General features: G+C 73.0%; 16 protein-coding genes and 1 pseudogene. 6 read left to right on the top strand and 11 right to left on the bottom strand.

Going from position 1 to position 18,792, the window contains the following annotated elements; genetic code table 11:
• Positions 1-10 precede the first annotated feature (10 nt).
• Positions 11-793: pseudogene (locus ACFZAM_RS15495) on the bottom strand (DUF1731 domain-containing protein); the annotation flags it as partial.
• A gap of 205 nt (positions 794-998) precedes the next feature.
• On the opposite strand from ACFZAM_RS15495, the gene ACFZAM_RS15490 reads away from it, so the two are divergent.
• Positions 999-1,439 (top strand): VOC family protein, encoded by a 441-nt coding sequence (locus ACFZAM_RS15490; RefSeq protein ID WP_391046260.1) that lies wholly within the window; start codon positions 999-1,001, stop codon positions 1,437-1,439.
• 42 nt (positions 1,440-1,481) lie between these two features.
• Here the strand turns inward: ACFZAM_RS15490 and ACFZAM_RS15485 are convergent, their stop codons facing one another.
• Positions 1,482-2,054: a TetR family transcriptional regulator gene (locus tag ACFZAM_RS15485; protein ID WP_391046696.1), complete on the bottom strand. Its 573-nt coding sequence runs from the start codon at positions 2,052-2,054 to the stop codon at positions 1,482-1,484.
• A gap of 233 nt (positions 2,055-2,287) precedes the next feature.
• Here ACFZAM_RS15485 and ACFZAM_RS15480 point away from each other — a divergent pair, with 233 nt between their 5' ends.
• The 5 genes from ACFZAM_RS15480 (at position 2,288) to ACFZAM_RS15460 (ending at position 9,990) form a co-directional block, all read left to right on the top strand.
• Entirely contained in the window at positions 2,288-3,157 is an 870-nt protein-coding gene (locus tag ACFZAM_RS15480) for an urea amidolyase associated protein UAAP1 (RefSeq protein ID WP_355332959.1), read from the top strand.
• On the top strand, positions 3,154-3,906 hold the full coding sequence (locus ACFZAM_RS15475; protein ID WP_391046256.1) for an urea amidolyase associated protein UAAP2: 753 nt from the start codon (positions 3,154-3,156) through the stop codon (positions 3,904-3,906). The genes ACFZAM_RS15480 and ACFZAM_RS15475 overlap by 4 nt, the downstream gene beginning before the upstream one ends.
• Entirely contained in the window at positions 3,903-7,499 is a 3,597-nt protein-coding gene (gene uca, locus ACFZAM_RS15470; RefSeq protein ID WP_391046253.1) for an urea carboxylase, read from the top strand. The genes ACFZAM_RS15475 and uca overlap by 4 nt, the downstream gene beginning before the upstream one ends.
• Positions 7,500-7,709: 210 nt before the next feature.
• Positions 7,710-9,350 (top strand): allophanate hydrolase, encoded by a 1,641-nt coding sequence (atzF, locus tag ACFZAM_RS15465; RefSeq protein ID WP_391046251.1) that lies wholly within the window; start codon positions 7,710-7,712, stop codon positions 9,348-9,350.
• A gap of 76 nt (positions 9,351-9,426) precedes the next feature.
• Positions 9,427-9,990 carry a hypothetical protein gene (locus tag ACFZAM_RS15460; protein ID WP_391046248.1) on the top strand — a complete coding sequence of 188 codons (564 nt, stop codon included), beginning with the start codon at positions 9,427-9,429 and terminating at the stop codon, positions 9,988-9,990.
• A 163-nt stretch (positions 9,991-10,153) separates the two neighbouring features.
• Here the strand turns inward: ACFZAM_RS15460 and ACFZAM_RS15455 are convergent, their stop codons facing one another.
• From ACFZAM_RS15455 to ACFZAM_RS15415, 9 genes are all read right to left on the bottom strand, one after another.
• Positions 10,154-13,009 carry a DEAD/DEAH box helicase gene (locus ACFZAM_RS15455; protein ID WP_391046245.1) on the bottom strand — a complete coding sequence of 952 codons (2,856 nt, stop codon included), beginning with the start codon at positions 13,007-13,009 and terminating at the stop codon, positions 10,154-10,156.
• 165 nt (positions 13,010-13,174) lie between these two features.
• Positions 13,175-14,071, bottom strand: coding sequence for a diacylglycerol kinase (locus tag ACFZAM_RS15450; RefSeq protein ID WP_391046243.1), 897 nt, complete (start codon positions 14,069-14,071; stop codon positions 13,175-13,177).
• An 82-nt stretch (positions 14,072-14,153) separates the two neighbouring features.
• Positions 14,154-15,083, bottom strand: a complete 930-nt coding sequence (tatC, locus tag ACFZAM_RS15445) for a twin-arginine translocase subunit TatC (RefSeq protein ID WP_355332976.1) — start codon at positions 15,081-15,083, stop codon at positions 14,154-14,156.
• Positions 15,084-15,151: 68 nt separating this feature from the next.
• Positions 15,152-15,439: a Sec-independent protein translocase subunit TatA gene (gene tatA, locus ACFZAM_RS15440; protein ID WP_391046241.1), complete on the bottom strand. Its 288-nt coding sequence runs from the start codon at positions 15,437-15,439 to the stop codon at positions 15,152-15,154.
• A 247-nt stretch (positions 15,440-15,686) separates the two neighbouring features.
• Positions 15,687-15,890: a hypothetical protein gene (locus ACFZAM_RS15435; RefSeq protein WP_355332978.1), complete on the bottom strand. Its 204-nt coding sequence runs from the start codon at positions 15,888-15,890 to the stop codon at positions 15,687-15,689.
• A 128-nt stretch (positions 15,891-16,018) separates the two neighbouring features.
• Positions 16,019-16,273 carry a hypothetical protein gene (locus ACFZAM_RS15430; protein WP_391046240.1) on the bottom strand — a complete coding sequence of 85 codons (255 nt, stop codon included), beginning with the start codon at positions 16,271-16,273 and terminating at the stop codon, positions 16,019-16,021.
• A 12-nt stretch (positions 16,274-16,285) separates the two neighbouring features.
• Positions 16,286-17,212: a WYL domain-containing protein gene (locus ACFZAM_RS15425; protein ID WP_391046693.1), complete on the bottom strand. Its 927-nt coding sequence runs from the start codon at positions 17,210-17,212 to the stop codon at positions 16,286-16,288.
• 141 nt (positions 17,213-17,353) lie between these two features.
• A complete protein-coding gene (locus ACFZAM_RS15420; RefSeq protein WP_355332982.1) occupies positions 17,354-18,292 on the bottom strand; it encodes a WYL domain-containing protein in 939 nt (312 codons plus the stop codon).
• 120 nt (positions 18,293-18,412) lie between these two features.
• Positions 18,413-18,784, bottom strand: coding sequence for an FKBP-type peptidyl-prolyl cis-trans isomerase (locus ACFZAM_RS15415; RefSeq protein WP_188282992.1), 372 nt, complete (start codon positions 18,782-18,784; stop codon positions 18,413-18,415).
• Positions 18,785-18,792: the final 8 nt, after the last annotated feature.

Below are 18,792 nucleotides of genomic sequence, written 5' to 3'. Positions count from 1 at the left end.
CCGTGGCCGGTTACGCGGCATCGCCCGATTCACGGACCCGCTTCGTGGCAACGCGCCGCGGCCTGGCCCGCTCCACGAGGGACGTGGCGGCGCTCCCCCACTCGGGACAGGCGAAAGTGAACCCGGCCGCGAGCAGCCGCCCCGGCACCACCCGACGGCTCTTGAGCAGCAGCTCCGTGTCCGAGCGCAGCGCGAACGCCCCCAGCTCGGCCATCCAGCGCGTCGCGGGCAGCCCCAGCGGGACGCCCCAGGCCGCGCGCAGCGCCCGCATGAAGTCGCGCGGGGGAAGGGGGCCGGGCGAGGCGAGGTTCACCGGCCCCTCGATGTCGTCGCGCGCGATCAGGAACTCCACCGCCCGCACGAAGTCCTCGTCCTGGATCCAGGAGACGTACTGCGCGCCACCGGCGACCGGGCCGCCGAGCCCGAGGCGCGCCAGTCGTGACAGCACGTCGAACACACCGCCCCGGTCCGGGCTCATGACCATCGCCGAGCGCAGCGCCACCTTGCGGGTCGCGGGGGTCGGCGCCTCGGTCTGCGCGCGCTCCCAGTTCTCGGCGATCGCGACGCTGTACGCCCAGTAGTCCGGCACTCCGTCCTCCGAGCCGCCGATCACTCCGGTCGCCTCGTCGTGTGCCGCGTCGAAGCGGTGGGCGTAGACCGTCGCCGTACTCATCTGGAGCCAGAGGCGCGGTGACCGCGCGGCGGCGGCGATCGCCTTTCCGACCACCCGCGCCGAATCCACCCGGGAGTCCATCATGACCTGCCGGTTCCCGGCGGTGTACCGGCAGGAGACGCCGGTGCGCTCAGGGCGCGCGGCGGCGCGGCCCCTGCCCGAAAATGCCGAGGACGAGAGATGTTGAGGACGAGCGATGCCGAGGGCGAGCGATGCCGAGGGCGAGCGATGCCGAGGGCGAGCGATGCCGAGAACGAGCCATCGGCTCCGTCCCAGGGGCAGCGGCGGCCGCCACCGGCCGCGCGAGGACGAAGGAGAGACCAGCATGGCCATTCAGCGGATGGACAACGTCGGCATCGTCGTCGAGGACATGGACGCCGCCATCGCGTTCTTCGTGGACCTCGGTATGGAGCTGGAGGGCAGGGCCGAGGTCAAGGGCCGCTTCGCCGACCAATGCACCGGACTCGACGGCGTCCACTGCGACATCGCGATGGTCAGGACCCCGGACGGTCACAGCCGGCTCGAACTGGCCAAGTACCGCAGCCCCGAGGCGATCAGCGGCGGACCGCGCGACCGGCCCCACAACATCCTGGGCACCCACCGCGTCATGTTCGCCGTCGACGACATCGAGGACACCGTCGCCCGCCTGCGCCCGCACGGCGCCGAAGTCCTCGGCGAGATCGCCCGGTTCGAGGACAGCTTCCTGCTCTGCTACGTCCGGGGCCCGGAGGGCATCATCGTCGGGCTGGCCGAGCAACTGAGCTGAGCGGACAGCCCGGTTCGGCCACCTCCTCGGCGGTCCCCCGGCTCAGGGAGCGGGGATGTCCGCGATGCGCAGGGCCGCGTCGGCGGCGGCGCGGGCGAAGGCGGGGACGGGGCGGGCCGGGGTGGAGCGGTGCACGAGGATGACGCCCTCGATGAGGGCGAAGATCAGGTCGGTGCGGAGGGCCAGTTCGGGGGCGGGCAGCGCGCGCCCCGGGGCGGTGGCGGCCAGCAGGCGGGCGTAGGCGGCCTTGAGGTCGGCGCGGGCGCGGCGGAAGGCGGTGAAGCGCTCGGCGGCGACCTCGGGCAGGAGGTAGAGGGCGCCGAGATTGTGCGGCCCCGCGCAGAGGAGTTCGGCGTCGTAGCGGCACAGGTCCCAGAGCCGGGCCTCGGCGGAGCGGGTGTCGTCGGCGAGCAGCGCGCGGGCCAGGTCGAGGGACGGGGTGACCGTGCCTTCGAGGAGTTCGGCGAGCAGATCCTCCTTGCCGCCGACGTAGTGGTAGATCGACGCCTGCCGCATCCCGGCCCGCTCGGCGACCGCCCGCGTGGTGGTGGCGGTGTAGCCGCGGGTGGTGAAGAGTTCGGCCGCCGCCGCGAGCAGTTCCTCGCGCACGCTCATGCCGCTGTCCGGCCGCTGCTGGGCGCGCGGCCTGCCGACCCGTTTTCCGCTCGTGCTCACCCGCCGATCGTCGCACGCGGCGACGCGACGACGACGGCGGGCAGTCCGGTGAGGGGCCGGTAACCGGGCGGCAACAACCGGGCAATCGCCGTGAAGCCACCGCCGCCTAATTTCTGTCGAGCGACAGAAATTCGTGTGGAGCAGGAGCCGTGAGACGACGGAGGTGCAGCCCCGTGGCGACAGGGACGACCGGTGGAAGGAAGACCGGCCAGAGCACGGCCCGCAGGACATCCCGCAGGGCCCCGCGCCCGACCGGGACCACGTACGAGGCCAGGGAGCACGCCCGCGCCCAGGAAGGGGCCCGCGCCGCCGCGATGCCCCAAGTGCCCGCGCCCGAGGGCCTGTTGTGGTCGGAGACCGTGGCGGGCGGCGGCTACACCCACAAGGTGCTGGCCCGCGGCAGCGAACTGCGGCTCGCCGACCCGACCGGCGACGCGTGCGCGCACGTCCTGCTCTTCGTGGACGGCCGCCCCTGGGAGCGGCTGAACGCGGCCGACACCGTCAAGGTCCAGTGGAACGCGTATCTCGGCGCGGGCCGCCTCCTGCTGTCCGACCAGGGCCGCGTCCTGGCCTCCCTGGTCTCGGACACCAGCGGGCGGCACGACACGCTGTGCGGTACGTCGTCGGCGGCGCGCAACACCGCGCGGTACGGGGACGGTTCGGCGCAGGGCCGCTCTCCCGCGGGCCGCGAGCTGTTCCTGCTGGCCGCCGCCAAGAACGGGCTGGGGGCCCGCGACCTCCCGCCGTCGCTCTCCTTCTTCCAGGGACTGCGCGTGGAGCCCGACGGGGCACTGGAGTTCATCGGTTCCGCGGGGCCCGGCACGAGCGTGACCCTGCGCGCCGAGCAGCCGCTGACCGTACTGCTGGCCAATGTGCCGCACCCGCTGGACCCCCGACCGGCCTACACCTGCGGCCCGTTGGAGGTACGCGCACGGCCCGGCGCCGCCACCGCGCCCGGCGACCCGCTGTGGGACGCGACACCCGAGGGCCGCCGCGCCTTCCTCAACACCGCGGAACACCTCACCGCCAGGGGGATCGTATGAACGGCCAGAATGTGACGGACGACCGGGGCCGTACGGACGACGCGGACGGCGCGGACCGGACCGGCGGCCAGGACCGTATCGAGTGCCCGTCCCCCCGGGGCGGCGCGACCTCCGTGACCGTACCGGCGCGGGCACCCTGGTCCGCGGTGATCCCGGCGGGCGGCCACCTCACCATCACCGACCTGCACGGCAACCAGGCCGTGGACTTCCTGGTCTACGACGCCCACGACACCGCCGTCCGCTACAGCGCGCCCGACACCGTACAGGCCCAGGGCAACCTCTTCCTGACCACCGGCAGCGTGCTGCTGTCCAACGAGCACACCCCGCTGATGACCGTGGTCGCCGACACCTGCGGCCGGCACGACACGATCGGCGGCGCGTGCTCCAAGGAGTCCAACACCCTGCGCTACGGCCACCACACGTGGTCGCAGCACGCCTGCGTGGACAACTTCCTGTCCGAGGGCGCGCGTTACGGCCTCGGCAAGCGCGACCTGGTGAGCAACGTCAACTGGTACATGAACGTGCCTGTCGAGGAGGACGGCACCCTCGGCATCGTGGACGGCATCTCCGCGCCCGGCCTTGAGGTCGAACTGCGCGCCGAGACCGACGTGTTGGTCCTGGTCTCCAACTGCCCGCAGATCAACAACCCCTGCAACGGCTTCGATCCGACCCCGGTCCTGATGACGGTCAGGACGCCGGGCCGGGCCGGGGACACGGTCGGCGCGCCGTCCGGAGAGGCGGTCCGATGACCGACGAGCCCGTGAAGCGCGCCCCCGCGCGCTTCGACACCCTGCTGGTCGCCAACCGCGGCGAGATCGCCGCCCGGATCATCCGCACCGCCCGCCGGATGGGGCTGCGCACGGTCGCGGTCTTCTCCGACCCCGACCGCGCCGCGCCGCACGTGCACCTGGCCGACGCCGCCGTACGGCTGGGCCCCGCACCGGCCAAGTCCAGCTATCTGGACGTGGACGCGGTGCTCGCGGCGGCCCGCGAGACCGGCGCGGGCGCCGTCCACCCCGGCTACGGATTCCTGTCGGAGGACGCGGACTTCGCGCGCCGCTGCGAAACGGCGGGGCTCGCCTTCGTCGGTCCGACGCCGGACCAGCTCGAACTCTTCGGCGCCAAGCACACCGCGCGCGCCGCGGCGGAGGCGGCCGGGGTGCCGCTGCTGCCCGGCACCGGACTGCTGCCCGACGTGGACAGCGCGTTGACGGCCGCCGCGTCGCTCGGCTACCCGGTGATGCTCAAGGCGACCGGCGGCGGTGGCGGCATCGGCATGCGCGCCTGCCACTCCCCCGCCGAACTCACCGACGCCTGGGGCTCGGTGCAGCGTGTAGCGGCGGCCAGCTTCTCCTCGGCGGGCGTCTTCCTGGAACGGCTGGTGGAGAGCGCCCGGCACGTCGAGGTGCAGGTCTTCGGCGACGGCCACGGCCGCGTCCTGACCCTCGGCGACCGCGACTGCTCCCTCCAGCGCCGCCACCAGAAGGTCCTGGAGGAGGCCCCCGCGCCCGGCCTGCCCGACGCCCTGCGGGAGCGACTGGCGCTCAGCGCGCGGGCGTTGTGCGCCTCGGTCGACTACCGCTCGGCGGGCACCGTGGAATTCGTGTACGACGCGGCGCGCGGCCAGGCGTACTTCCTGGAGGTCAACACCCGTCTCCAGGTGGAGCATCCGGTGACCGAGGAGACGTACGGTGTCGACCTCGTGGAGTGGATGCTGCGGCTCGCGCAGGGCGACACACCGCTGAGCACCGGCGACGACACGCCGATTGACCTGTCGACAAAGCGAGTGGGACACGCCGTGGAGGCCCGGATCTACGCCGAGGACCCCACGCGCGGCCACCTGCCGAGCGCGGGACGGCTCACCGAGGTGGTCTTCCCGCCGGGGGTCCGCGTCGACGCCTGGATCGAGACCGGCACCGAGGTCACCACCTCCTACGATCCGATGCTCGCCAAGGTGATCGCGCACGGCGCCGACCGGGCGCAGGCCCTCTCCCGGCTCGCGGACGCCCTCGCCGCGACCAGGATCGACGGCATCGAGACCAATCTGGGGCTGCTGCGGGCCGCCGTCGCCGATCCGGCGCTGCACGCCGCGACGCACAGCACCGCGACCCTCGACGCGGTCACCGACCCCACCCGCCGGATCGACGTGGTCCGCGCGGGCACCCTGACCAGCGTCCAGGACTGGCCGGGCCGCACCGGCCTGTGGCACGTCGGCGTTCCGCCGTGCGGCCCGATGGACGACCTGTCCTTCCGGCTCGGCAACGAAGCGCTCGGCAACGACGAGGGCGCGCCCGGCCTCGAATGCACCCTCCAGGGACCGGCGTTGCGCTTCAGCCACCCCACCACCGTCTGTGTGACCGGCGCCCCCGCGACCGTCACGGTCGACGGACACCCGGTGCCGCGCTGGGAGCCGGTCACCGTACCGGCGGGCGCGCTGCTCGACATCGGCGCGCCGGAGGCGGCAGGGCTGCGCACATATCTGCTGGTCGCGGGCGGCCTCGACGTCCCCCGCTTCCTCGGCAGCGCGGCCACCTTCACGCTCGGCGGATTCGGCGGCCACGGCGGCCGGGCGCTGCGCGTCGGTGACGTCCTGCACGGCGGTACGACGACGGAGGCGAGCGGCCCCGTACCGGCCTCGCTGCGGCCGGAGTGGGGGACGCGGTGGCTGATCGGCGCCGTCGAGGGCCCGCACGCCGCGCCGGAGTTCTTCACCGAGGACGACATCCGCGACTTCTACGCCGCCGAGTGGAGCGTGCACTTCAACTCCGCGCGCACCGGCGTACGGCTCGTCGGCCCGAAGCCGCGCTGGGCGCGCTCCGACGGCGGCGAGGCGGGACTGCACCCGTCCAACATCCACGACACGCCGTACGCGGTCGGCGCCGTCGACTACACGGGCGACATGCCCGTACTGCTCGGTCCCGACGGCCCCTCGCTCGGCGGATTCGTGTGCCCCGCGACCGTCGTGACCGGTCAGCGCTGGAAGCTCGGGCAGCTCCGGCCGGGCGACACCGTACGATTCGTGCCGGTCAGCGAGGACGCCGCCGCCGGGCTGCGGCGCGCGCCCGCGACCCTGCCGACGCCGTCGCGGCCCGTCATCGCCGACGGGGGTGTCCTCGGGCGCGCCGAAGCGACCGCGACACGCCCGGCCGTGACGTACCGCCGCAGCGGCGACGACAATCTGCTCGTCGAATACGGGCCCATGCAGCTCGACTTGGCGCTGCGGATGCGGGTGCACGCCCTGGCGGAACACCTCGCCGCCCAACGCCTGCCCGGCGTCGTCGACCTCACACCCGGCATCCGCTCCCTCCAGATCCACGCCGACCCGGGCGCGCTGCCCACCGCCAAACTGCTCGACGCCGTGCGCGAGGCGGAGGAGCAACTGCCGCCCACCGACCGGCTCGTGGTGCCCAGCCGGACCGTGCACCTGCCGCTGTCCTGGGACGACCCCGCCACGCGTGAGGCCATCGAGCGCTACATGGCGGGCGTCCGCGACGACGCGCCGTGGTGCCCGTGGAACATCGAGTTCATCCGCCGCGTCAACGGTCTCGACTCCGTGGACGACGTGTACCGGACCGTCTTCGACGCCGAATACCTCGTGCTCGGGCTCGGCGACGTCTACCTCGGCGCGCCCGTCGCCACGCCGCTCGATCCGCGCCACCGGCTCGTCACCACCAAGTACAACCCGGCGCGCACCTGGACGGCGGAGAACTCCGTCGGCATCGGCGGGGCCTACCTCTGTATCTACGGCATGGAAGGGCCCGGCGGCTACCAGTTCGTCGGCCGTACGATCCAGGTCTGGTCCAGCCGCGCCCGCCGACAGCCGTGGCTGCTGCGCTTCTTCGACCGCATCAAGTGGTATCCGGTCTCCGCCGACGAACTCCTCGACCTCCGGGCCGACATGGCGGCCGGGCGGCTGCCGCTGCGGGTGGAGGACGGGAGTTTCGCTCTCGCGGACCATCAGCGGTTCCTCGCCGACAACGCGGAGTCCATCGCGGCCTTCCGCGCCCGGCAGGGGGCCGCGTTCGCCGCGGAGCGCGACGCGTGGGAAGCCGCCGGTGAGTTCGCCCGCACCGACGACTCGGCCGCCGCCGTCCCGGCCCCCGCCGCCGTCACCGTGCCGCCCGGCGGCCGTACGGTCGACGCCGAATTCGCCGCCGCCGTCTGGCACATCGCCGTCCGCCCCGGCGACTGCGTCGCGGCCGGGCAGCACCTCCTGACCCTGGAGGCCATGAAGATGGAGTCCCCCGTCACCGCCCCCACCGGCGGGACCGTCGCCCAAGTCCTCGTCTCCCCCGGCGACCAAGTCACCCCCGGCACCCCCCTCCTGACCCTCTCCCCCTAACCCACCCCCTTCCGGCTCACGCCGCCTCAATCGCCGGCGGGGCTGATTTGTGCCGCCACCGCCGATCGCAACTCACCCCGCATGCGGCCAGGCGTGTGCGACATGCCAGAAGCAAAAAATCAGCCCGTCCGGCGATTGAGGACTAGCCCCAGCGGCAATGAGCGGCCCCTGCCACCGCACCCGCACCCGCACATCAGACGGAGGAAGCCCATGGAGAGCGCTCAGGACCGCGTGCGGGCCGCGTATCGGCGGATCGCGGAGGTGGACCGCCCGGAGGTGTGGATCGCGCTGCGCGCGGAGGAGGAGGTGCGGACAGAGGCAGCGGAGGTGGACGAGAGAAGGGCGGCCGGGGAGGCGCTGCCACTGGCGGGGCGGCTGCTGGCGGTGAAGGGGAACATCGACGTGGCGGGCCTGGAGACGACGGCGGGCTGCCCGTCGTACGCGTACGCGCCGCGGGAGGACGCCCCGGCGGTGCGGGCCCTGCGCGCGGCGGGCGCGATCGTGCTGGGCAGCACGAACATGGACCAGTTCGCGACGGGCCTGGTCGGCACGCGAAGCCCCTACGGCGCGGTGCGCAACGCCGTCACCCCGGAGCGGGTGAGCGGCGGCTCCAGCTCGGGCTCGGCCGTCGCGGTAGCACTCGGCCTCGTGGACGTGGCGCTCGGTACGGACACGGCCGGCTCCGGCCGCGTCCCGGCGGCGTTCAACGGCATCGTCGGGGTGAAGCCGACCCGCGGCCTGGTGTCGACGCGGGGCGTCGTACCGGCGTGCGCGAGCCTGGACTGCGTGTCCGTCTTCGCCAGGACACTGCCCGAGGCCCGCCGCGCGATGGCGCTCCTCGCGAGCTGCGAGGCACCGCCGCGCCGCCCTGAACCGTGGCGGGTCGCGGTGGCGGCGCGAGCGCAACTCGGCGAGATGGACGCCGGATGGGCGGCGGCCTACGAGGCGGCGGCGGACCGGCTGGCCGCCGCCGGGGCCGAGCTGCGGACACTGGACCTCACGCCGTTCACGCGGGCGGCGGCGCTGCTCTACGAGGGCGCTTTCGTCGCGGAACGCTGGTCAGCCGTGGGCGAGTTCATCGAGGCGCACCGGGACGCCCCCGACCTGGACCCGACCGTCGCGGCCGTCATCACGGCGGCCCGCGACCTGCCCGCGCACCGCCTCTTCACCGATCAGCGGCGGCTGGCCGCGCTGCGCACCGAGGCCATGGCGCGACTCGGCGACGCCGACGCCCTGTTGCTGCCGACCGCACCAGGGCACCCGACACTCGCCGAGGTCGCCGCCGACCCGCTCGGCGCCAACGCGCGCCTCGGCCGCTTCACCAACTCGGCCAACCTGCTGGACCTTTGCGCGGTCGCGGTCCCGGCGGGCACCGTCGAGGGCCGGCCCTTCGGCGTGATGCTGCTCGGCCCCGCGCACACCGACGACCGGATCGCGGACGTCGCCGCCCTGCTGGAGCCGCCTCTCCGCGTCGCCGTGGTCGGCGCCCACCTCAGCGGCCAGCCCCTCAACCACCAACTCGTCGCGCTCGGAGGCCGGTTGACGGCCATGACCACCACCGCCCCCGCGTACCGGCTCTACGCCCTGGACACCGAACCCGCCAAGCCCGGTCTGGTGCGGACCGAGAAGGGCGGCGCCGCCGTCGAGGCCGAGGTCTGGGAACTGCCCGCCGCCGGTCTCGGCACGCTGACCGCCGCCCTGCCGCGCCCGATGGCCCTGGGCAGCGTCGAGTTGTCCGACGGCACCAGTTGCCCCGGCTTCCTGTGCGAGCCGTCGGCGCTCGACAGCGCCGAGGACATCACGGCCTACGGCGGCTGGCGCGCGTACCTCGCCGACCGGTCCGGGGCATGAACCTCGACGGCGAACGCGGAGAAGTCGCCCCACCCGTCCCCCGCCACCCAGCGGCACCCTCCGTACACTGTGCGGATTGTTCACCGACGGGGAGGACCACGGCCGTATGCGCCGCGTCACCGCAATCACCACCGCTCTGCTGACCGCCACGCTCACCGGGACGGCCCTGGCGGGCTGTTCGTCGTCGGACTCGTCCGACGACAGCGCCAAACCGTCCGCGTCGGCCGGGACACCGTCGGCCACGCCGACGACCTCGGCGGTACCGACGAAGAACGCCAACGGCAGGCTGGACTACACCGGGGACACCACCGGGACCGCCCTGTTCACCTCGGCGATCTCCTGCGAGATCGTGGCGGGAAAGCTGGTCGGGGTGACCGCCCCCGACAGGACGGACGCGTCGGCGCCGAAGTCCCCGTCGTTCATCGCGACGACCGGCGGCCTCCAGAAGCTGGCCATGCTCCAGCCGACGGCCACCGACTCGTACTCCCAGCGGTCGTCCGGCAGCGTGACGGCCGCCAAGAGCGCCGGGACCTGGAAGGTGACGGTGAAGGACCTCGTCATCGCGGGCAACCACGGCGACGACAGGAAGTCGATCACCGTCAACGGCTCTCTGACCTGCACCAAGCTCACCGGTCAGTGAGTCGGTGCGGCGGTGTGTCGGGGCGCCGGTGCGCCGGTGCGCCGGTCCGCCGGTCCGCCGGTGCGGCCGTAAGGCCGTGATGCCGTGAGTCAATGCGCGGGCCGCCCGTGCGGCCCGTCATCCTCCGGGACCGGGCCGCACAGGTGCACGCCGCAGGGGCGGCTCACCCCACCGAGGAGTACGCGACGACCCCGCGTCGCAGCCCGTCGACCGCCCGGCGGGCGTTGCGGCGGACCGGGCTGCCCTCCGGAGCGGCGTCGCTGATCTGGCCCAGGACGTCGATGAGCTGCTTGCACCAGCGGACGAAGTCACCGGCGGGCATGTCGGCGTCGGAGAGGACCGCGTCCAGGCCGTGGCCCGAGGCCCAGCGGTAGGCGGGCCAGGCGAAGCCGAGGTCGGGCTCGCGCTGGCCGACGCCCTCGGCCTGGTTGATGTGGTGGGACTCCTCCAGCGCGTCGAGACGGCCCCAGATACGGACCATCTCGCCGAGGGCTTCCTTCGCGTTGCCGGTCGGCAGCTTGGGCGCGACGGCGTCGTCGGCCTGCCGGGTCTCGTAGACCAGCGCCGAGGCGCAGGCCGCCAGTTCGGCCGGGCCGAGGCCGTCCCAGACGCCCTCGCGCAGGCATTCGCTGGCGAGCAGGTCCAACTCGCCGTAGAGCCGGGCGAGCCGCCGCCCCTCGGGAGTGACCTTCTCGGCCTGGAGATAGCCCAGTTCGGTGAGCAGCGCGCAGATCCGGTCGAAGGTGCGGGCGATGGTGTTGGTGCGGCCCTCGATGCGCCGCTCCAACTGCTGGGTGTCGCGCCGCAGTCGGTGGTAGCGCTCGGCCCAGCGGGCGTGGTCCTCGCGTTCCTCGCAGCCGTGGCAGGGGTGCGCGCGGATCGCGGTACGCAGCCGGGAGATCTCGGTGTCGTCGGCCGCGGCGGCCCGCTGCTTGCGGTGCCGTGAGGGTGCGGCCCAGCCCGCGGTGCCCGCCTTGGAGCGCATCGCGGAGGCGAGGTCGCGCCGGGACTGCGGGCTGCGCGGGTTGAAGGACTTGGGGATCCGCATCCGGTCCAGCGCCTCGACGGGAACGGGGAAGTCTATCTGCCCGAGCCGCTTGACCTGGCGCTCCGCGGTGAGCACCAACGGGCGCGGGCCGTCGGCGAATTCCTCGTTGCGATGCGGGTGGCCGTTGGAACGGCCCGCGGGGACACCGGGTTCCAGGACCAGCGCGAGCCCGGCGTACTTGCCCGCGGGCACGTGGATGATGTCGCCCGGCTTCAGCTTCTCCAGCGCGTCGGAGGCCGCGGCGCGGCGCTGCATCGCGCCCTGCCTCGACAGTTCCGACTCGCGTTTCTTCAGCTCCCGCCGCAGCCGCATGTAGGCGTCGAAGTCGCCGAGGTGGCAGGTCATCGACTGCTTGTAGCCGTCGAGCCCTTCCTCGTTGCGCTGCACCTGCTTGGAGATGCCGACCACCGAGCGGTCGGCCTGGAACTGCGCGAAGGACGTCTCCAGCAGCTCGCGCGAGCGGTGCCGCCCGAACTGCCCCACGAGGTTGACCGCCATGTTGTACGACGGCTTGAAGGACGACCGCAGCGGATACGTACGGGTACCCGCGAGTCCGGCGACCGCGCCCGGGTCGAAACCGCGCTGCCAGAGCACCACGGCGTGGCCCTCGACGTCGATGCCCCGGCGGCCCGCGCGGCCGGTGAGCTGGGTGTACTCGCCGGGGGTGATGTCGGCGTGGGTCTCGCCGTTCCACTTGACGAGCTTTTCCAGCACCACGGAGCGGGCGGGCATGTTGATGCCGAGCGCCAGCGTCTCGGTGGCGAAGACCGCCTTGACCAGGCCCTTGACGAAGAGCTCCTCGACGACCTCCTTGAAGGTCGGGAGCATGCCCGCGTGGTGGGCGGCGATGCCGCGCTCCAGGCCCTCGAGCCATTCGAAGTAGCCCAGGACGTGCAGATCCTCGTCGGGGATGGCGCGGGTGCGCTCCTCCACGATGGCGCGCACCTGGGCGCGCTTGTCCTCGGTGTTCAGCCGCAGGCCCGCGTAGAGGCACTGCTGGACGGCGGCCTCGCAGCCCGCGCGGCTGAAGATGAAGGTGATGGCGGGCAGCAGTCCTTCGTTGTCCAGCCGGTCGATGACCTCGGCGCGGCTGGGCGTCCACACCCGGCTGCGGGCGCGCCGCTCCCGCTCGCGGTCGGCCTCGCGGCCGCGCTTGGCCCGCGGGTGGTAGCTGCGCTGGTTCTCCATCCGCGCGAGCCGTTCCAGATCGGCGTTGACCTCGCGGCGGCCCTTGCCGTCGGTGGCGCCGGCCTTCTCCTCGAAGAGGTCGTACATCCGGCGGCCGGCCAGCACGTGCTGCCACAGCGGGACCGGGCGGTGCTCGGAGACGATGACCTCGGTGTCGCCGCGGACGGTGTCGAGCCAGTCGCCGAACTCCTCGGCGTTGGAGACGGTCGCGGAGAGCGACACGAGGGTGACGGACTGCGGGAGGTGGATGATCACCTCTTCCCAGACGGCGCCGCGGAAGCGGTCGGAGAGGTAGTGCACCTCGTCCATCACCACGTAGCCGAGGCCGTCGAGGGCGGCGGAGCCGGCGTACAGCATGTTCCGCAGGACCTCGGTGGTCATGACGATCACCGGCGCGTCGCCGTTGACGCTGTTGTCACCGGTCAGCAGGCCGACCTTCTCTGCGCCGTAGCGCTTGGCGAGGTCGCTGTACTTCTGGTTGGACAGGGCCTTGATGGGCGTGGTGTAGAAGCACTTGCGGCCCTCGGCGAGGGCGAGGTGGACGGCGAACTCGCCGACGATGGTCTTGCCCGAGCCGGTCGGGGCGGCGACGAGGACGCCGCTGCCCGCCTCCAGCGCCTGGCACGCCTCGACCTGGAAGGGGTCGAGGCCGAACTCGTACATCTCACGGAACTGGGCGAGGGCCGTTGCGTTCTCCGCTGCGCGGCGACGGCTGGCGGCGAAGCGCTCGGCGGGCGACATCTCATCGAGCGCCATCTCATCTGCGGACTTCTCATCGGTCATCTTGGCTCCGAGCCTACCCGCCACCACTGACACGGCACGTGATCTTTATTGCCGCTATACCCGTCGAGCGGCCGGATCAGGCCCGCCGCGCCGCCCGGATCAGGCCCGCCACGCCGACCGGATCAGGTCCCCCATGGGGCACCGCGCACCCGCGCGGCAACCGGCTCAGACCAGCAGCCGTACGGCCTTCGGCACCGTCTCGGCGACCAGTGGCAGCGGCCCGATCCGCTCGCCGTCCGCGTAGCCGGTCACGCCCTGCGCCGGGTCGACGTCCAGCCGGACGCGGGCCGCGCGGTGCACGGTGACGACCGGGTGGCTCGGGTGGGTGCCCCGGTAGACGCGGGGGAAGACCCGCAGCAGGGTGGTGCGGCTGCACGGGCCGACCACGCACACGTCGAAGAGCCCGTCGTCCATCACCGCGTCCGCGCAGATCCGCATGCCGCCGCCGTACGACGAGCCGTTGCCGACGGCTATGAGCGTGGCCTCGATCTGCCGTTCCGGCGCGTCGTCGAAGGTCACCCGGTACGGGATCGGCCGCAGCGCCGCCAGCTCCGCGAGCATCGCCAGGTCGTAGCGGAAGCGGCCCACGGGCCAGCGCATACGGTTGCCGCGGTCGTTGACCCGCGAGTCGAAGCCGGAGGCGAGGACGGTGCCGAACCAGCGCTCCCCGGTCCTGCCCAGGTCCAGCGCCCGGCTGCGGCCGTCCCGCAGCGCCTCGGCGATGCCCCTACCGGCCGCCGCGGCGTCCCGGACCGGCAGGCCGTTGACCCGCGCGAAGTCGTTGCCGGTGCCGACGGCGACCACGCCGAGCGGCGTGTCGGTCCCGGCGACCGCCTGGAGGGCCAGCGAGACCATGCCGTCACCGCCGACCGCGACCAGCGCCCCCGTACCGCTGTCGACGGCCTGCCGGGCGCGGGCCAGCGCGTCGGCCGCGTCCTCGCCCACGACGGTACGGACGCCGTAACCGGCTTCGCGGAGCGCGTGGGCGGCGGGCTGGGCGGCGCGGGCGCCCCGGCCGCGTCCGGCGACGGGATTGACGAAGAGGGTGATCTCGCTGGTCACGCGCGGACCCTACCGGACAGCCGCCCCCCACCAGTAGCGGTGGGGGGCGGCGGTGTCAGGGGTCGGCCGGGCGGCCGGGCGCTCAGGTCGCGTCGTCGTAGCCGTCGTCGACGCGCTCGCCGGTCCGGTCCTCGTACGGCTCGGCGGCGATCTGCTCCGGGACGTGGTCCAGGGTGGACGCCTCGTCCGGGTCGAGGGCGTAGTCCGGGTTCGCTTCGAGTCGGCGCTTGCGGCGGCTGTCGTTGAAGAAGCAGATGCCCATGGCGACGAAGTACAGGAAGACGATCGGCGCGGCCAGCAGGCACATGGTGAGCGGGTCGCCGGTGGGCGTGGCGACCGCGGCGAAGACGGTGATGCCGATCACCATGCCGCGCCACCAGCCGAGCATGCGACGGCCGCTGACCATGCCGGTGAAGTTGAGCAGCACCAGCACCAGGGGCAGTTCGAAGGCGAGACCGAAGACGATCACCATGCGGACGACGAGGTCGAGGAAGTCGTCCAGGGCCAGCAGGTTGGTGGTGTCGTCCGGCACGAAGCCGATCATGATCCTGGCGGTCTGCGGCAGGATCGCGTAGGCCAGCCAGGCACCGGCGAAGAAGAGCGGGACGCCCGCGCCGACGAAGCCGAGGGTGTACCGCTTCTCGCTGCGGTGCAGACCGGGCGCGAGGAATGCCCAGAGCTGGTAGAGCCAGACCGGCGAGGCGCAGAGGATGCCCGCCATCAGCGAGACCTTCAGCGCGATGGAGAAACCGCCGAGCAGACCGTTGACGGTCATCTGGGCGCAGGGCTGGCCGTTCTTCTGGTGCGTCGCACCGTCCACACAGCCGACCGACTTGAGGATCGGGTGCTGGAAGAAGTGAATGATGTCCTTGTAGACGAACGCAGCCACGATCGTGACGGCCAGGATCGCCAGGACGGACTTGGCCAGCCTGTTGCGCAGCTCACGCAGGTGGTCCGCGAGGGGCATCCGCCCCTCGGGGTCCTTCTCCTGCTTGCGGGCAGTCTTGAGCACCCACGTCCTCGTCTCGTGCGGCAGCCGCCCGGCTCGCGGTCGGCTTCGTCCTTCAGCAGAGGGTCAGGTCAGGCCTGGGGCGTGCGGTCCGCCGGCTCGGAGACCGGACGGGCGCTCGTGGTGTCGCCGGGCGCGGCCTGGATGGTGCGGGGTGCGGCCTGCTCCTGGGGAGCCGGGGCGGCGGTGGACTCCGCGGTGCCGGAGTCGTCGTTCTTCATCGCCTTGGCCTCGCTCTTGAGGATGCGCGCCGACTTGCCGAGCGACCGGGCCATGTCGGGCAGCTTCTTCGCGCCGAAGAGCAGGACGACGACGAGAAGGATCAGGACGATCTCTAGGGGCTTGAGATTGCCGAGCATAAAATGTCTACCTTCTCACCGGTGGGCGGCGTGTTCCGTGACTGCGAGGGCGTGGCGCTCGCGCGTCCGCTTCCGCAGGTGCACGACGATTCGGGCAGGTGCCCGGCCGCCGCGCTGGCTGTGATCGTATCGTGCACCGGTGAACACCGGGGAATGCCCCGGAATCCGCCGGATTGCGACCCTCGCCGCGCTCGTGAGTACGGGCCGCCCGGTCAGCGTACCCCGCGTTCGCGGCCTCGCGGCAGGCTCAGCTTCTGGAGATCTGCCCGGCACGCTCGCTCAACGGGCGGGCGGCGCGCTGCAGACGGTCGCCCGCGGCGGCCAGCGCGTCGGTGGCCGCGGCCACCTGCCGGGCCAGTTCCTGGACGGCGGCGAAGACCCGGACCGCCAGCACCCCGAGCACCAGGAGTCCCGCGGTCGCCAGGCCGACGCAGAGATAGAGCCACCACATGGGCCGCGAGCCTACCGGTTCCGTTTCCGCGCCGACGCCACCGGTACCGGCCTGTTCCGTACCGGCCTGTTCCGTACCGCCCCCCGTGCGCACCGGCCCTGTCCGCGGCCGCCCGACGTGAACACCCGTCAGTGGGCGTGGAGCCGCATCGTGCGGACCCCGCCGACCGTGAGCAGTTCGACGATCCGCTCCCCCGCCGGTTTGCGGACGGCGGTGTCGCACTCGGGGCAGGTGAAGGAGTAGAAGGTCGTACGCGCCGAGCCGCCGATCGCCAGCAGCAGCGCTCCCGCGGACAGTTCGAAGCTGGTGCGGCAGTGCGGGCAGCCCGCGCGGAAGAGCACGGGCATGGTCATGGGCGCGCAGCCGGACGCCGTGGCCGTCATCGTGATGTCCTCTCACTCCCCGTAGGCGGCGAGCGCCAGCACGGCGGCGTCGCGCGCGTCCCCCGCCAGTTCGGGGGGCGACACGATCCGGCCGTCCTTGCCGAGCCGCAGCGCGAGCCGCCGCAGCGACCCGGGGTCGGGGGTGCGCAAGGTGATGCGCAGGCCGCCGTCGGGCTGCTCCTCGGCACTGTCGTGCGGATAGTATTCCGCGACCCAGCGCCCGCCGGGGCCCACTTCGATCACTACCTCGGGGTCGTCGCCCGCGGGCTGGACCAGGCCCTGCGACAGGTCGCGCGGCTGGAGCCGCGGCGGGTCGGACGGCTCGTCCAGCAGCCGGATCTCCTCGACCCGGTCCAGCCGGAAGGTGCGCCGGTCCTCCGAGAGGCGGCACCAGCCCTCGAAGTAGGTGTGGCCGACGGCGAACAGCCGGATCGGGTCGACCTCGCGCTCGGTCAGCGCGTCCCTGGCGGGCGAGTAGTAGCGCATCCACAGCCGCTGCCGCTCGGTGATCGCCCGGTCCACGGTGGCGAACACGCTGCCCTCGGACTCGAAGGTCACCGAGAGCTGCGCGCTGGCCCCGGCCGCCTCGCCCGCGGCGGCCTCCAGCTTCGCCCCGGCGCGCAGCAGCGCCTGCCGGTCGCTGTCCCGCAGGCCCGGCAGATTGGCCACCGCGCGGGCGGCCACCAGCAGCGCGGTGGCCTCGTCCGCGGCCAGCCGCAGCGGCTGCGCCACGTCGTCCGCGGTGCCGGGGTTGTGCCACCAGATCCGTTCGCCGTCGGTGTCGATGTCCAGCAGGTCGCCGCCGCGGAAGCTGGTGCCGCACAGCGGCAGCACATTGAGGTCGCCGATCAGCTCGGCCTCGGTCACCCCGAAGGCCCGTGCCACCTCGCTGACCCGTGCTCCGGGCCGCTCCCGCAGATACGTCACCAGGGACAGCATCCTGCGCGTCTGGTCGATCGCGTTGCTCACGCCGCCGTCCCCCGCCTGTTCTTCGCTTCCGTGCCCGCCCGGCGCAAGGCCGCGGCCGTCGTTCTGGTCCGCCGCCCGGCGGCCCCGCGTGCGTCGCTCACGTCGGCCACGTCAGCCCTTCGCCACGGCGCGCAGCCGGTCCAGTACGTCCGTGCGCAGCTCCTCGGGCGCCAGGACGAGTACGTCGGGGCCGAACTCGGCCAGCCAGGCGTCGAGTCCGTGCCCGTACGGGATCTCCAGCTCGTCCCAGTCGGCGTCCACCGGGGTGGTCGTCACGGCGCGGGAGCGCAGCGGGTAGCCGCTGTCGCGGCGCAGCCGGATGCGGGCGGTGGCGGTGGCGCCCTCGCCCGCCCAGCGGGCCACCGCCTCGCGGACGTCGACGTGCGCGGGCACCTCGGTGGTGAAGGCGCCGCGGGCGCGGACCTTGCCGCTGATCCGGGAGAGCCGGAAGACGCGGACGGCGCCGCGGTCGCGGTCCCAGCCCGCCACGTACCAGTGGCCGCGCCAGCACTCCAGCGCCCACGGCTCGATCTGCCGCGGCTCCGGCCGTGCGGCGTTGGCCTTGCGGTACTCGAAGGAGACGGCGCGCCGCTCGCGGGTGGCGAGCATCAGGGCCTCGAAGGCGGGTTCCGGCGTGGGGATGCGCGGTTCGAGGGCGCTGTGGGTGTCCTCGTACGGGACGCCCGCCGCGCGCAGCTTCTGGAGCGCGCCGCTGGCGGCCTCGGCGAATCTGGCCTGCTGCCAGACCTTGGCGGCCAGCGCGAGCGCGGCGGCCTCCTCGGGGTCGAGGGCGATGTCGGGCAGCCGGTTGCGGTCGCGCCGCGCCAGGTAGCCGAACTCGCCGTCGATGCTCTCCACCGTGTCGATGACCAGACCCAGCTCGCGCAGGTCGTCCTTGTCCCGTTCGAACATCCGGTTGAAGGAGTCGTCGGAGGTGACCTCGTGGTACGCCTCGATGGAGCTGCGCAGCTCGCGTTTGCTGACCGGCCGCCGGGTGTTCATCAGGCACAGTGCGAGATTCATCAACCGCTCAGCCTTGGCAATCGCCATCCCGCACCCTTCGTTCGGCTCTCGTCGCCGACCGTACCGCCCCGAGGTCCCGCGACAAAAGCCGAGGAGCCCCGGCCTGGCAGGCCGGGGCTCCTGTGACGGCTGTGCGGACGGGCCCGATCAGACGGCGACGAGGTCGCAGACGAAGATCAGGGTCTCGCCGGGCTTGATCGCGGCGCCGGCGCCGCGGTCGCCGTAGGCGAGGTGCGCGGGGATGATGAGCTGGCGGCGACCGCCGACCTTCATGCCCTGCACGCCCTGGTCCCAGCCGGCGATGACCTGTCCGACGCCGAGCTTGAACTGGAGCGCGGAGCCGCGGTTCCAGCTCGCGTCGAACTCCTCGCCGGAGGAGAAGGCCACGCCGACGTAGTGGACGGAGACCGTGTCCCCGGCCTTGGCGACCGGGCCGTCGCCCTCCCAGATGTCCTTGATCTCCAGGTCGGCCGGCGGCTCGCCGCCCGGGAAGTCGATCTCGGGCTTCTCGATGCTCACTTCAATGC

The sequence above is a fragment of the Streptomyces sp. NPDC008079 genome, assembly GCF_042957385.1.
In the GTDB taxonomy this organism is placed as follows: Bacteria; Actinomycetota; Actinomycetes; order Streptomycetales; family Streptomycetaceae; genus Actinacidiphila.
The sequence above is the reverse complement of the archived record's forward strand: the minus strand, read 5'-3'. Positions and strand labels throughout refer to the sequence as shown.

What these genes read in the sequence shown, in the direction of transcription:
- ACFZAM_RS15490 (WP_391046260.1), top strand. Translation starts at nt 999, where the DNA reads ATGGCCATTCAGCGGATGGACAACGTCGGCATCGTCGTCGAGGACATG.
- ACFZAM_RS15485 (WP_391046696.1), bottom strand. Translation starts at nt 2,054, where the DNA reads ATGAGCGTGCGCGAGGAACTGCTCGCGGCGGCGGCCGAACTCTTCACC.
- ACFZAM_RS15475 (WP_391046256.1), top strand. Translation starts at nt 3,154, where the DNA reads ATGAACGGCCAGAATGTGACGGACGACCGGGGCCGTACGGACGACGCG.
- uca (WP_391046253.1), top strand. Translation starts at nt 3,903, where the DNA reads ATGACCGACGAGCCCGTGAAGCGCGCCCCCGCGCGCTTCGACACCCTG.
- atzF (WP_391046251.1), top strand. Translation starts at nt 7,710, where the DNA reads ATGGAGAGCGCTCAGGACCGCGTGCGGGCCGCGTATCGGCGGATCGCG.
- ACFZAM_RS15455 (WP_391046245.1), bottom strand. Translation starts at nt 13,009, where the DNA reads ATGACCGATGAGAAGTCCGCAGATGAGATGGCGCTCGATGAGATGTCG.
- tatA (WP_391046241.1), bottom strand. Translation starts at nt 15,439, where the DNA reads ATGCTCGGCAATCTCAAGCCCCTAGAGATCGTCCTGATCCTTCTCGTC.
- ACFZAM_RS15435 (WP_355332978.1), bottom strand. Translation starts at nt 15,890, where the DNA reads ATGTGGTGGCTCTATCTCTGCGTCGGCCTGGCGACCGCGGGACTCCTG.
- ACFZAM_RS15430 (WP_391046240.1), bottom strand. Translation starts at nt 16,273, where the DNA reads ATGACGGCCACGGCGTCCGGCTGCGCGCCCATGACCATGCCCGTGCTC.
- ACFZAM_RS15425 (WP_391046693.1), bottom strand. Translation starts at nt 17,212, where the DNA reads ATGCTGTCCCTGGTGACGTATCTGCGGGAGCGGCCCGGAGCACGGGTC.
- ACFZAM_RS15420 (WP_355332982.1), bottom strand. Translation starts at nt 18,292, where the DNA reads ATGGCGATTGCCAAGGCTGAGCGGTTGATGAATCTCGCACTGTGCCTG.